13 protein-coding genes are annotated in these 12,383 nt (G+C 46.5%); 3 read left to right on the top strand and 10 right to left on the bottom strand.

What is annotated here, in order from left to right; all coding sequences use genetic code 11:
* Nucleotides 1-543 precede the first annotated feature (543 nt).
* Together QEH59_RS17705 and QEH59_RS17700 are read right to left on the bottom strand one after the other, a co-directional pair.
* On the bottom strand, nucleotides 544-1,080 hold the full coding sequence (locus QEH59_RS17705) for a hypothetical protein (protein WP_308986719.1): 537 nt from the start codon (nucleotides 1,078-1,080) through the stop codon (nucleotides 544-546).
* A 23-nt stretch (nucleotides 1,081-1,103) separates the two neighbouring features.
* Entirely contained in the window at nucleotides 1,104-1,523 is a 420-nt protein-coding gene (locus QEH59_RS17700; protein ID WP_308986718.1) for a hypothetical protein, read from the bottom strand.
* 38 nt (nucleotides 1,524-1,561) lie between these two features.
* Between QEH59_RS17700 and QEH59_RS17695 the strand changes: the two genes are divergently transcribed.
* Entirely contained in the window at nucleotides 1,562-1,870 is a 309-nt protein-coding gene (locus QEH59_RS17695; protein WP_308986717.1) for a hypothetical protein, read from the top strand.
* A gap of 77 nt (nucleotides 1,871-1,947) precedes the next feature.
* Nucleotides 1,948-2,358 (top strand): very short patch repair endonuclease, encoded by a 411-nt coding sequence (locus QEH59_RS17690; protein ID WP_308986716.1) that lies wholly within the window; start codon nucleotides 1,948-1,950, stop codon nucleotides 2,356-2,358.
* Here QEH59_RS17690 and dcm read toward each other — a convergent pair.
* From dcm to QEH59_RS17650, 8 genes are all read right to left on the bottom strand, one after another.
* The gene (dcm, locus tag QEH59_RS17685) at nucleotides 2,350-3,663 is read right to left on the bottom strand and encodes a DNA (cytosine-5-)-methyltransferase (RefSeq protein WP_425609264.1); all 1,314 of its coding nucleotides are present in this window, start codon (nucleotides 3,661-3,663) and stop codon (nucleotides 2,350-2,352) included. The genes QEH59_RS17690 and dcm overlap by 9 nt on opposite strands.
* 76 nt (nucleotides 3,664-3,739) lie before the next feature.
* Nucleotides 3,740-5,704 carry a hypothetical protein gene (locus QEH59_RS17680; RefSeq protein WP_308986714.1) on the bottom strand — a complete coding sequence of 655 codons (1,965 nt, stop codon included), beginning with the start codon at nucleotides 5,702-5,704 and terminating at the stop codon, nucleotides 3,740-3,742.
* Nucleotides 5,686-6,129: an EcoRII N-terminal effector-binding domain-containing protein gene (locus QEH59_RS17675; RefSeq protein WP_308986713.1), complete on the bottom strand. Its 444-nt coding sequence runs from the start codon at nucleotides 6,127-6,129 to the stop codon at nucleotides 5,686-5,688. Before QEH59_RS17675 ends, QEH59_RS17680 begins: the two co-directional genes overlap by 19 nt.
* Nucleotides 6,126-7,946 (bottom strand): DEAD/DEAH box helicase, encoded by a 1,821-nt coding sequence (locus QEH59_RS17670; protein WP_308986712.1) that lies wholly within the window; start codon nucleotides 7,944-7,946, stop codon nucleotides 6,126-6,128. Before QEH59_RS17670 ends, QEH59_RS17675 begins: the two co-directional genes overlap by 4 nt.
* Entirely contained in the window at nucleotides 7,939-8,739 is an 801-nt protein-coding gene (locus tag QEH59_RS17665; RefSeq protein WP_308986711.1) for an HNH endonuclease, read from the bottom strand. The genes QEH59_RS17670 and QEH59_RS17665 overlap by 8 nt, the downstream gene beginning before the upstream one ends.
* Before the next feature lie 2 nt (nucleotides 8,740-8,741).
* Nucleotides 8,742-10,358: an ATP-binding protein gene (locus tag QEH59_RS17660; RefSeq protein ID WP_308986710.1), complete on the bottom strand. Its 1,617-nt coding sequence runs from the start codon at nucleotides 10,356-10,358 to the stop codon at nucleotides 8,742-8,744.
* Nucleotides 10,359-10,762: 404 nt separating this feature from the next.
* Entirely contained in the window at nucleotides 10,763-11,581 is an 819-nt protein-coding gene (locus tag QEH59_RS17655; protein WP_308986709.1) for a restriction endonuclease, read from the bottom strand.
* 22 nt (nucleotides 11,582-11,603) lie between these two features.
* On the bottom strand, nucleotides 11,604-11,900 hold the full coding sequence (locus QEH59_RS17650) for a hypothetical protein (RefSeq protein ID WP_308986708.1): 297 nt from the start codon (nucleotides 11,898-11,900) through the stop codon (nucleotides 11,604-11,606).
* On the opposite strand from QEH59_RS17650, the gene QEH59_RS17645 reads away from it, so the two are divergent.
* A complete protein-coding gene (locus QEH59_RS17645) occupies nucleotides 11,882-12,298 on the top strand; it encodes a hypothetical protein (RefSeq protein ID WP_308986707.1) in 417 nt (138 codons plus the stop codon). The genes QEH59_RS17650 and QEH59_RS17645 overlap by 19 nt on opposite strands.
* The last annotated feature ends 85 nt before the right edge of the window (nucleotides 12,299-12,383 follow it).

Raw genomic sequence — 12,383 nt, 5'->3', positions numbered from 1 at the left:
GTTTCAGCCATCCAAAACTTATTAGATCCTTTTCATTCAAAGTACAGATATTGTTGCTGGCTTATCATATTTTTAATATGCAATGGCATTGTCACTTGCTGCGGCCTGCATAGCTGGAAGCGACGCATGGGTGACAATGCCATTGCATATTAGGTGATTAGAGCAACTCTGCATTTAGGTAGACATACTGGCTAACTAAACGCAGAGTGCTCTAGCTCAGGGCGAGGCAACTTTTCGGAGTTGAATTGTAGTTTCTGTAGCGTGCTCGCTTGAATTCTGATCGCCCTCCATCATAACCGCAGATGGACACCGATTTACGCAGATGCACCCGACATCACCTTGGAGTGCTTAGAGAATTTGCTACGCGATTTTTCGGTCGATGGGCTGCAAGTGGTTAAGTTTTAAAGTGATCTCTTGAATAAACACGCAGGGTATTTTTTCGGTCATTTAGTTGATTAATTCTGAGCTATGAGCGCTGCCTGGTAGAGTTCTTTCGCCCACCGCAATCGATAGGCTTCAGCGTCTTCCCAATTGTTAAACCATTCACCGCAGCATTTTGGTCCGATCTGCTGCGCAGTCGGTCTTGTCGGCTCGAGGCCTCGGAACGTAGGGCCCCTTTGAATCGCGATGGGTGTAGAAAACGGAAATCCGACCCTGCGCTTCCCGGGTGTCTATCATTTCCAAGATGTGTTGATAGATCGGCTCTACGCTCATGGCATCGCACAAGGCCTTTCGTCTTTCAGCTTCTTCGGGTGTAAGCTCGTCGAGTTGATCGCAAAGCCCCGCCCATTGGGCGTCCGCGGGGTAGAGTTGGTCGTCGTTAATTTCGCCGGTGTCGTGCAGCTTCCAGATTGCCGAAGCATAGGGGATGTACTGTGCCGGCCAACCGCCTTGAGGGTTGTCGATTTCATCTGGATGGAGCCCTGGATTTAGATAGGCGATACAGTGCCAGATTTTGAGCAAGCTAAGCGAATTTGAGTATTCCGGTTTAGGATGTTGTGCCAGCAAGCCGTTTAAGACGCTTCGAGCGTGATATACGGAATCAGGAATAAATACAGCGTTTGTAGTTTGATCGTTCATTGCGCTCTGATTGGGTATGTTGTTTATTTGCCAGTACGCTTTCTGACCAGCTCCCGAATCTTGAGGAAGATAGGATCGAACCAGAATTCTTCGCAGAAGGCTTCTTCCTGATCTACCATCGGATAGCGACCGTATTTGAATTTGAAGCCCTCGCTGTGAGATTCGACATTCATATCGGTGGAGCAGAAGTGCGGTTGGCATTCGATCGAGTTGGCGATCAACCAGAGGGTAACTTCGTGTTGCGCGTCATTAAAGATCGGCAGGGCCCGCTTTACCCCGATCTCCTCAAACATGTCCTCTATGCAACCGAGAGAGGTCGCGTCGCAGTGGTCGTGCAGTTCGGGGAAGATTTTGCAGGCGAGTAGGGCGGGGTCTTTCTCTATGTCCAGAATGATTGTGAAGGTGACGTCGGCGACGGTGTAATTGTGATTGTAGTTTTTCATACTTGCCATGTTCCGAATTGATTCGGAATGTGGCAAGCATGAATGCAGCGCAAACGATGAAATATCCACCGGGCACGGTGATTCAGTTTTTGGATGAGTGGAGTGAGGGGGATCGTTCGTATTATGTGGTGGTGGCAGGCGATGAGGGGCGTGACAGAGTTGACATCATACCCACTGTTTACGAAGGTCCGTTGATCCCGCGTGAACGTGTACGAATCGACATGTTCCGGGTGATCGCCAAATGTAATGCAAAAGGTAACTTGGAACTGGTTGGCCCCGAGATTGGAGGCTTTGAATTGTCGCTGGCTGGAAAAGCAGTCCGGCCTCAAGGACAAGCGTCTAAATGACGTCAAGCGCGGCAAGTCCACGCTGTCTGAGGAAGAGCTGGAGCGGATTGGGAAGGCGCTACAATATTTGAATCCAAATGGCTGACATCTTTTCCGAAGCCCAGCGCTCCTACAATATGTCGCGAATTCGTTCGAAGAATACGAAGCCGGAAATCGCGGTGCGCTCGATGCTGCATCGCCTTGGCTATCGTTTTACCGTCAATGGACCTAAGAACAAGAAATTACCGGGCAAGCCAGACATCGTTCTGCCGAAATATAAAACGGTGATCTTCGTGCACGGTTGCTTTTGGCACGGGCATGCGGGTTGTAAAGACTTTCGCTATCCGAAAACCCGAACCGAGTGGTGGAAGGCCAAAATTGATGGCAATGTAGCGCGGGATCAAAAGCGAATCGCCGAACTCGAAGCGATGGGTTGGCGGGTGCTGGTGATCTGGGGTTGTGAGCTGAAGAACGCTTCGGCGGAAAAGAAGCTCAGCATATTAAGTTGACGCGGCTATGGGCTCTTGCTCCTTTTCTGCAACCATACCCGGGAGATTCGCCTGATAGGCTGTGTCTGGAAGGAAGAGTGGATTTCCAGCGAGGCTTGCTGCTATCCCTTTAGCAATTCTCTCAACGACGGGGACTACAACGCTGTTTCCGAATTGACGGTAGGCCTGCGTGTCACTGACCGGGATTTTGAAAGTATCAGGAAAGCCCATAATGCGTGCGCATTCCCGTGGGGTAAGTCTTCTCGGATTCTTGCGTTTACCTTGGTCAATGAGGATTTCGCTGCCGTCTTTGTGATAGCGTGCTGAGAGTGTGCGGGAAGTGTCATTTGGACCTACGACACTGCAACCGAATCCGTTTCCTTTTTGCCGATGCTTCTCGGCGTAAGCCTGTAGGTAGTTCCATAGGTGATCCGATAGGGTGTATTTGCCGGCCACCTTTGTTTTGCCGCGAAAAGTTATTGTGTATGGCTCCTCAATTTTCTCATCAGGCTTATGTAGGATAGAATTAAGCTTTGGCCCTTCGTCTAGATTAGGGAAAAACAGGGCATCCCAGTCGAAGGGCTCACCATCCCGAAAACCTACTAGAAAGATTCTCTCTCTGTGTTGAGGAACCAAGCATTTTGCATCCACGATTTTATCATGCACGGAGTAACCTAGTTCTTTCAATGTATTCTTAATAACGGTAAAAGTCTTTCCTTTGTCGTGGCTTCGCAGGTTCTTGACATTTTCAAGCAGGAAGGCGCGTGGCTGCTTAGCTTTAATAATTCGTGCGATGTCGAAAAACAGTGTGCCCTGCGTTTCGTCCAAAAATCCATGCGCTTTGCCCAAACTATTCTTTTTGCTAACTCCGGCTAGGCTGAAAGGTTGGCAGGGAAAGCCGGCTACTAGGATGTCGTGGTTAGGAACTTCTTTTTCATCAACCTTTGTAATGTCGCCAGCGATTTCGTGATCATCGCGATGATTCTCGCGATATGTCTGGCAGGAAAATTTATCCCACTCAGAAGTAAAGACGCACTCGCCTCCTGCACGCTCGAAGCCGATTCGTGTGCCACCGATTCCAGCGAAGAGATCAATAAAAGTAAAATTGCGACGACTGCCATAAGCAGCTTGTTCTTCACTTGGTTGATCAGGGAATTCCTTCCTTCCTTTAAGTAACTCAGAGAGAGCAACTAAAGCCATCTTTGGAATCACTCCGGATTTTTCCCAGCGTCGTATTGTGCGCATATTTTTGTCCAAGTAATTAGCTATAAATTCTTGGCTATAAATGGCCCTCGTACGGGTAAATATATTACATTCGGGTAGCATTTAGGACAAAATGTCCTGTATTCTTCCCGGCGCAACCGTAAATCCATATATTTCGCTATATGGTCCTTAATTATACCTAGTGCAGCATCCGGCGCTTGCGTAAAACTATGACAGGGGCCACAAAGTCTTCTCGAACTGCCTTAGCAATCTTCCTCGGACGCTTGACTCCTGTGTAATTTTTGCGGTTCTTACCCCGAGGATGATTCGATAATATACTCCATATTAAATTAATATACTCATCAAGATCGTCTAGTGGAAGTGCCCAATTTTGTGCTAATTTAAATTTAAAATTTTTTACGTCCAGCCCTTCATCATAGAGTTCGCTCAAATTGCTCCAAAATTCAAGAAAAGTATCCTCAAAGATCACTGTAGACTTTGAAAAATTCCGCTCAACTAGTAGGGACCTTAAACGTGAATTCAATTCAAGTTCGTTTTTGCTTATCGTGGGACCGTGGCAGCCAACCTTATCCGCAAGTTCTTGCGCGGTCAGTCTTTCGTCTTTAGCCGGAAATGATCTAAAGAGTAGAATTTCCCTGCTATGTTGATAGAACTCTGAACTACAAATTGTAACTGCTTTTAGGATCGAAGGCTTGAGGCAAGATAGGAAATTATACGGTGACTCGATAACTACTTCTGGTAAAATCGTAAAGTTGCGGTGAGCGTAATACTCTTTCCATGAAAAACCTTGTGGAGAGTCTAAAGTTTGTAAAAACGACTCCATGTTTTCGAAGAATTCGCTAAAGACCCTGCTATTAAATTCATCGGGGAAGCCGCAAAAGATTTCTACTAATTCACCTAGCGTAGTGATGTTTAAATGCTCAAGTATTTTAAGTTTGTTGCCTAGGTAAAGCTCACAAACAGGCTTTTGAAGGAATTCAGGAATATGGTGACTGCCTGTCAATATGGGGTATTTTGCATAAACACGAAACGCATTTGGTATCGAGTTAGTACTTGTTAGAACAGCAAAAATTAATGGAAGGTGATCTATCAGTTCAGAAACTTTGACTTCCCAGACCTCGCTAAGGCGCAATAGAAAACTAAAACCATCGATATTTTCATCTCCTCCAAATGCTTCTTCTGCCTTCTTCCATTTTGCTGCATATTCAAGTCGAAAACGATATTCACGTTTTACGTAAAGTCCCTCCATTAGTCCATTTGAAATTTCTAGAAGTAGCTTCTGTTGTTTCTGGCGAATTCGTTCCCGTGTGAGACGGTGCTTTCTACCCAAGTCTTCGAGTGTCAGTTGATTCTTGGAAGTTCTCGTTAACCGATTCCTAATAATATCGGCTTCAACCTCGTCTGCAGCCGAGCGAATTATGTCCTCTATTATATTGGGAATAGTAATCAGAAAACATTCTTTTTCATCTACATGAGGTTCACGCGGCAATAGAGTAATGCCAGCCAGATCACAAAATTGATCCCAATTTGGCATGCCATTCTCGTCGAGCGAACTCGCAAGGGCCTCCAAAACCTCTTTGGCCTGCTTTACCGATTTCTTACCAAAACCCTTCAGCTCAGGGCAATCGGCTTGATACCAATCAGCTAAATCTAAAACAGTTCTATAACCAGATTTGGAGAGTGAAGATGCGCGCGCGCCTAAATGAAAGTGATCTGAGGGTAGTGATGCTACTGACGGATGAAGCGTTTTAAGCTTTATGCCAGTCAATAATTCTATGGGTGGTGGCGTGTTACTGAGCTCTCTTAGTCTATCGCAAATTAACTTAATCTTTTTCTTACCTAAACTTCGCAGTGATGGAGTGAAGTCCTGGTTGGCCCATTCGACAACTGCCGCCATCGTCTCAAATCCAGCTCCCATCAATGAATTCTCAACACGGCTGAGCTCTAAGACTTGGATAGACTCGTTAAAATATTGTGGATCTAAGTCCTCCCAAGGCTTTCCTATTGAGCCTTTTGCTAACCTTTCGCTTTCAGCAGTAATTACTGCTCGCTCATGTTGTAGCGCTTGATAAGCGTAATCAGTAGCATCGACGTTTGGCGTTACATGACTCATAATAAACCAGTTTAATGTACTTTCCTCCATGCTGTTAATACAACTTTGGAGGCTTTGTCCTTCACCTCTCCCTTATATTGGTTATCTATGAGGTTTCTAGGCTTCTCAATTTGAATGAAGAATTTATTGGGATCATCAGTCGCCGTGAATACTACCGAGCATCCCTCAGCAGCTCCCCATACCCTGAAGAATTTAGTCATATACGTTATCCGATATTCGTTGCGTGTATTAACCCCATGAATTTTACCGTTGTAATACACATAGCGCATTTTCCAATTTTTGCCTTTTGCGTCTACACATTGTATCCATACGTCGGGATTAAATTCTTTCGTACTCAGATGAGGGAAGAATTCAATGAGTCCCTTGTCCTTTCTGGGGACGCATATTCCAGCTTGGTGTGACCCCGTAATACCTAGATCATTGCGAGTTAGTTCCTTTGCGTAAGATTCTTTCATTTTTGAATAACTGGTGAGATGTTGAGTGCTCTATCAATATCTTTAGAATCCGACATGGTTATAGTTACAGCAGCATCAGCCATTTCTCTCCTGAACTCCGTTCGATCGAGCATTATGCGCTCAACTGTGTTCTCGTAATACAGGTAGTAGACCGAAACTGGATTCTTTTGCCCTGTTCTGTGAGCTCGTGCACTTGCCTGAGCTTCCCGTGCCGGATTCCAATATTGAGTAAAATGAATTACAACTGTAGCTGCTTGGATATTCAAACCAGAGCCTGCAGCGTTAGGGTTTAATACAAGGACGGCGTTACCATCATGTGCGGTAAATTCGTCAATTATTAATTGTCTTTCTTCTCCTGCCGTGGATCCATTGATTGAGTTCCAATACGAATTTGGTAGGTTTACTCCAGCTTCCTCAATTAGTTCTCGGCATTTATTATATGCTGAAAATATGATGACCTTTCTCCTGTTAGCAAAGGCATTCTCCAAAAGCCCTAAGCACACTTCAACTTTGGGAGTAAGTAGCTGATAACCTTCCAATTTTTTAATCTGAACATTCTCTTCCCAATCTTCCACCGTAGGATCTTTGATCGACAACCAAGGGTGTGCGCAATAAAGTGCTAATTGCCCAGTGGCAACTAAATGCCCTGCAGTAGAGTAAGTTTCGAGTATTTGTTGACGGGTTCTTTCGTAGCCAGCGGCCAAGGCTGGGCTAAGATCAATAGGGATCTCAGTATTTGTCCTCGATGGGAGTTGCTCCGCAACATCTTCTAATCTTCGTTTAAGAATGAAGGGATTAGTTATTTCAGATAGAGCTTCAGCCGAATCGATCGTATCCGGGTAATTCGTCTCGAATTCGTGCTGTGTTCCAAGCAATCTAGGAATAGCAAGGTCGGCAAGTGACCAAAGGTCTTTGAGAGAGGTCTCTACAGGCGTGCCAGTTACAGGGATGGTATAATTGCTTTGAAAATTAGTGAGCGCCTGTCGCCTATTAGATGAAGGATTTTTGAGGGCTTGAGCCTCATCAAAGACTAAGTAAGTCCAGTCGACTGCCGATAACAGAAGGTAGTCATTAACCATCGTATCGTAAGTTGTGAGTAGGATTTCGGTCTGGTGAAGGTTTGCGTGTATACGAGCACGGTTATTCCCGCGATGGATTGCCCAAGTCAGATCAGGGGCGAATTTCATAATTTCGAGTCTCCAATTTGCAATAAGGCTAGTGGGACACACGATGAGTGCTGGTTTATCTTTGCTTGGCCTTTTAAGCAGGAAGAGGGTCAGTATTTGGAGTGTTTTCCCTAAGCCCATCTCGTCTGCCAAAATAAGGCCCCCTAGCTGATCAAGTGTATCCGCCATCCATGCAACACCTTGTTCTTGGTAGGGGTATAAGTTCGCACGTAAGCCTTGTGGCTTATAGGAAAGAGCAAATTTCTTTGATGCGGAGGTTGCGGACTCTAAGATTTCTTTTGAAATAGTTGCGGGGATAAGGAGTTCCTCCGCGCGCGACTTTAGTGAAAGTACCTCTGGAAAAGTAAGGCTTCTTGGGTTGGCCCCATCAAACAGTTTAGAAAGCACTTCGCCAATATCCAGAGGTAATGGGCGGATGAAGTCACCATCAGAAATCCAATTGTGCTCAAGCGTCATTGCTTTTAGATACGAATGTTTCCCCTTTTTGAATACTTGCCCGGCTAGAGATACTTGATTCTTGCCATCAAACTTCTCGATGAGAATTACTGGATCACAGATTGACTCGGTTATCAGCAGCGGATGGCAGGCCTCTGCTGAAAGTTTCTTATAGTCTGTAGGCAGTTCAGGCATGTTGTTTATTTAGAATAGTCCGAAGCTGATCTGGAGTATGTGGGGGATTTATTTGGTGAATCATTCTGTGACAATTCGGGCACAACGGGATGAGGTCGATTTCTGGATTATATGCGCGTGGTTCGTTGAGGTTTGAAACTGGTTCAATGTGGTGAACTTCGAGAATGCCCCCAAATGCTTCGCCGAAGGTTTCAAGCGGCTTAAGTCCACACGTTCCACACTCATAGCCATGTAACTGCAGTGCCAATAGCCGATTTCTAGGACTGCGTTCGCGCACTGAAACGAGTTTTTTAGTAACTGCTCCTTCAAATTCTGGTTCATACTCAATAATCTCTTCAAACCCTAGTAGTTCGGCCATTGCTGCAATCATTGGGACCATAACATTCTTGGCTGTAGAAATGAGAGATTCATCTGCGTGCTGCGACCCCAATCCCTTGACTTGCGCACTCCACATCAACGAGGACGTAATATCTTCTCTTAGTGACTTAAATTCGAAATCCGCATTTGCTTTGATAGACTTCAGTAATGCTTCTGAAAACGTCGTCTGTTCCACGTTTCTTCCGGCAATTCGCATCAAACATAGTCCTGAACTTTTACCAAACTTCATTGTCACTAAGTGACGGTTAAGGCCTACGGGTTTCAGTTGAAATACAGGCCCATCTCTTTTTCGCCAAGGAGCAAACCAAACATCAAGCCCTGAACGTCGTCCAGAGGTGTTTGCTTCTACACTTACATCCACTCCGACACTCTTTATGACGGTTTTCTTTAAGAGTTCTGGCTTGTAAGCAATCACGGCTACTGCTCGTCATTTGAATCAGCAGGGATCTCGTACGATTTAAGTAATCGTCTAAGATTGCCAGAGACCTCTTCTCGAATGTCTTCCCACATATCTTTGAGCTCATCGTCGCTGTTATTGGCCTCAGCAGCAGATAGGGCATAAAGGAGAAGATCCATTCCTTCGATGCTGTTCTGACTACCTGCCTGTGAGTAGATTTTCGTGTAAAAATCATGATGCATGTTGATGCGAACGCCGATTTGATAATCAGAATTTGACTCACTCACAAATGATGGTTCCCAGAGATTTCCCGAAGTTATCTTTTCGGTTTCCTTTACGCATAGGCTATTCGGATCTTGTTCGTTTAGGACGGGTGCCTTTATTCGAATACCTGAACCTCGATTATTATTCACTGTGGTCTCGTTTTCTGAAGAGTCTGCTTGAGTTACAGTAGGTTTGTCTATCGATCTCGTTTCGGAAATGGTCTTATTGGACCCATGGTGGCTGATGCCGCCAGTTACAGCAATTTTCTGTTTTCTTCGATAAATTTGGTTAGCATGTTCACGTGGACCAGTAAGAAGTTTTTCGAGGTAATCTTTCAATGCCTCGTTCATAATAATCCGAGACTTTCTAACGTCGATTTCAAATGCGTCGTCAAGTTCATGATCAAAGTCTATTTCGACTCGGATTAGGGAATAGTGGGGTTCCGCCGCGTTCCAAATCTCTTGCCAGCCTCCGTGGTGTATGAGGCGCCCCTCGCGGTAAATATAGAAACCTTGGCGTCTATTGTTTATTCGGGCAAATTGGCTCTGCTCATCCTTATCCATGTCCTTCCGATGCGGAAGCACCCAAGCTTTGATACCCATCTTGAAGGTGGTTTCAGGATCCTCGGGCAGCGCGATTGGAACGGTAATCAGTTTTTCTGGAAGAACTTGCTGCGATCGTGCAGGATAGAAAGGATTCCAGAATACAATAGCTTCTCCGTCTACTGTTATGTTAATGTTAGGGTAGTTAGTGTTTTCTGGATCAAGGTATTTGTGAAAAACAAGTGCGAAGTGTTCGGCCATTCGATCTGCAACTCGTTTAAGTGCAGATTTTTCCTCGGTGCTCCCCGGAGCATAGTTGTTGTTCTTCAGAATTCTGTCGCATTTTTGCCAGACAACAAGAGTCCCTACATCTCCACAGAGCTCGTTAAACGCGAGTTTTTCGTCTGCTGTTATATCTTCAGCCAGCATCTGCCATTCATTGACTGAAGAGACGTGTTCCAAGTCCCATGTCTCCTTATTTAGTGTGCCCTCTGCGGAATCTCTAGAAATCAGAGAATACTTCAAACATACTGAACTTGAGGCAGTCTTGAGGCCAAGTCCGAACTTGCCGAGCGATTTCAAGTTCTGTCGCCTGTCTGCCCCGTAACGCATTGCGTTTCGAAGTTCCGCAGGGTTCATGCCGTGGCCATTATCACCAAAAAAGACAAACTTTTCACCTGTTGGTTTGAGAACTGTGCGAACATTGATAGAGCTTGCGTCTGCAGCAATGCTGTTATCAATGATGTCGGCTGCTGCCGAATTCATATTGTATCCAGTGTCTCGAAGGCCGTGGATTAATCTAGAAGGGTCTGGTTTGTTGATATTATCCATAATTAATTTTGATTTTCTATAAATTCATTTTGGTTGCTCATACTATATACAAAAGTGTTAAAGCCACCTCCAATTCAGCCATATTGACAAACTTGCTTCCTTGCTCTGGGACTGAAAGCTAAAAGTGGGGTCAAGTTGGAAATGGAAGCTGGAAATGGGGTCGAGCTGGAAATGGGGTCGTGTCGTTAGAGCTGGAAATGGGGTTATGTCGTTATGTTCACAATACTGTCGATTCTCACTGCGAATCAGTGAGCTTTTGGGTCTTCTTACGGCTTTTCGCCTTGGCAGGCTTTGAGGCTTTCGAAGGTTTGTAAAACGTTGTCGAAGGAATGAGCAGGGGGCGACGCGCCAGACGAGTTTGGTTTCGCTGGCAAAGCAGATGGATATGAAGAAATGGGGCATGTTTAGCTTTCAATCGAGATCACGCTGCGGCACTTTGGATAATCGGTGCAGCCCCAAAAAGCGTTGCCGGCATTGGCACCACGGCGAGCGGTGCGGCGAACCATGGTGGAATTGCATTTGGGGCACTGGGGGATGGCACAGCTGTCGGGGGTGCTGACTTGTTCAGGCGCGGCTTTCTGCACTTGTGGGGCTTCTGTTCTTTGCGTTTGGACGGATTTCACCAATTCGAGCAGTCGATGTCCGTCGATCAGCTCGATGGGTTTTTTCGCCGCGAAGTTCTCGGACTCTTTGGTGAATTTGCTGGTCGTAATGACTATGGCGCGGTCGGCATTTTCGGCTGTCAGGATGCCGAAGATCTCTCGGACTATGGGCACGCCGACGGCTTTACTCTTCCAGCGTTTACATTGCACCAGTGTGGTTTGGCCGTCGCGATGCAGGATTAAGTCGATGCCACCATCGGCTCCGCCGCCAAGCGATTCTTCAGTGCGATAGCCTTGCCTGCGAAAGACTTCGCCGACGAGCCATTCGAACTCCTTCCAACTGACTGCGCACAGCGAATCAAGGCTCTGTTGCTTATCCACGAGGGCGGCTTGTTTGCGCCCGAAAATGTAAGAGAAGACAGCAAGCATCGCAAAGAAAACGCCAGCGTAGGGCGCGAGCTGCGGAACGGCTTGGGCTATGGGCTTAAAGATCATATTTTCTCCTCCAAGCCCGGGGGCGACAAATTTAAGCCCGCTGTAAACGAGTATACCCAGAATGACGCTGACCCACCATGGGGCCATTATTAGAGAATTGGCGAGACTGTCGTTATTGCGTTTCATGAAGTGTCACGAATGAGATGGCTTATTCCTTTATCCCCGTAGCCGCTCCCAGCGCCATTGCAGTCCCGCCTCTGCGGGCCAGAAGCGTTTTTCTTTGGGCAGCAGGACGCTGTTGGCCTTCGAGTTTGAGCAGTTCTTTGCGGCCTTCGAGGCGGTCGACAGGCTCCGGGCAGGCAGGTGATGTGCTCTGCTCAATCAAGTCGATCAGAGCGAGTCGCAGGGCGGGCTTGTAGGGCTTTTCCCAGCCCGAGCCGCGGTCGCGATTTAAATTGTAGAGTTTACTGAGCAAATTTTCGATATGTGGAACGTTTTTTTGCATTAAAAAACAGCGATCTTAATGTGCGGGGGCGGGCATTTGGCTTCGGATGGGAGGTATTTTTACGAAAAGTAAATGTACGTTTGAATGCTGCAAAGCTAATTTTACGTAAATTTGATAAGTCGCTCGCTGGCGCAGCAGGAAGCGGGGGGCGTATGGTGTGGGTTTTAGCAGCGAAGTGCTTCAGCCTTGGTTTGTGCTCTGCGTGGGCTGCGCATGCGCTGACGGGCGCAGTTCATTCAACATTGGATGTTGGGCGTTGGTTGCTCGCCCCCTGCTCGCCTATAGGCTTCCTCCTTCGCTCTTCGAGCTACGGCGGACGTGCCGGCGGACGTGTCGGCGGACATGACGCAGGGCAAGCAGTTGATAAGCGGCGACTCTGGTGCGGGCGTCATAAATGAAGCCCCTGCTATGTTAGTTTGTGTCAAGAACGTAGAAGCTGTTAGTTGGTTTTTACATATAAAAGTTTGGTTTCTCTTAGTCTCA

This window comes from Thalassobacterium sedimentorum, assembly GCF_031127905.1.
GTDB lineage: Bacteria > Verrucomicrobiota > Verrucomicrobiia > Opitutales > Coraliomargaritaceae > Thalassobacterium > Thalassobacterium sedimentorum.
This window is presented reverse-complemented; position numbering and strand designations above follow the sequence as displayed.

Coding starts and splice junctions, on each gene's coding strand:
- QEH59_RS17705 (WP_308986719.1), bottom strand. CDS start 1,080: ATGAACGATCAAACTACAAACGCTGTATTTATTCCTGATTCCGTATAT.
- QEH59_RS17700 (WP_308986718.1), bottom strand. CDS start 1,523: ATGAAAAACTACAATCACAATTACACCGTCGCCGACGTCACCTTCACA.
- QEH59_RS17695 (WP_308986717.1), top strand. CDS start 1,562: ATGAATGCAGCGCAAACGATGAAATATCCACCGGGCACGGTGATTCAG.
- QEH59_RS17690 (WP_308986716.1), top strand. CDS start 1,948: ATGGCTGACATCTTTTCCGAAGCCCAGCGCTCCTACAATATGTCGCGA.
- dcm (WP_425609264.1), bottom strand. CDS start 3,663: ATGCTACCCGAATGTAATATATTTACCCGTACGAGGGCCATTTATAGC.
- QEH59_RS17680 (WP_308986714.1), bottom strand. CDS start 5,704: ATGGAGGAAAGTACATTAAACTGGTTTATTATGAGTCATGTAACGCCA.
- QEH59_RS17675 (WP_308986713.1), bottom strand. CDS start 6,129: ATGAAAGAATCTTACGCAAAGGAACTAACTCGCAATGATCTAGGTATT.
- QEH59_RS17670 (WP_308986712.1), bottom strand. CDS start 7,946: ATGCCTGAACTGCCTACAGACTATAAGAAACTTTCAGCAGAGGCCTGC.
- QEH59_RS17660 (WP_308986710.1), bottom strand. CDS start 10,358: ATGGATAATATCAACAAACCAGACCCTTCTAGATTAATCCACGGCCTT.
- QEH59_RS17655 (WP_308986709.1), bottom strand. CDS start 11,581: ATGAAACGCAATAACGACAGTCTCGCCAATTCTCTAATAATGGCCCCA.
- QEH59_RS17650 (WP_308986708.1), bottom strand. CDS start 11,900: ATGCAAAAAAACGTTCCACATATCGAAAATTTGCTCAGTAAACTCTAC.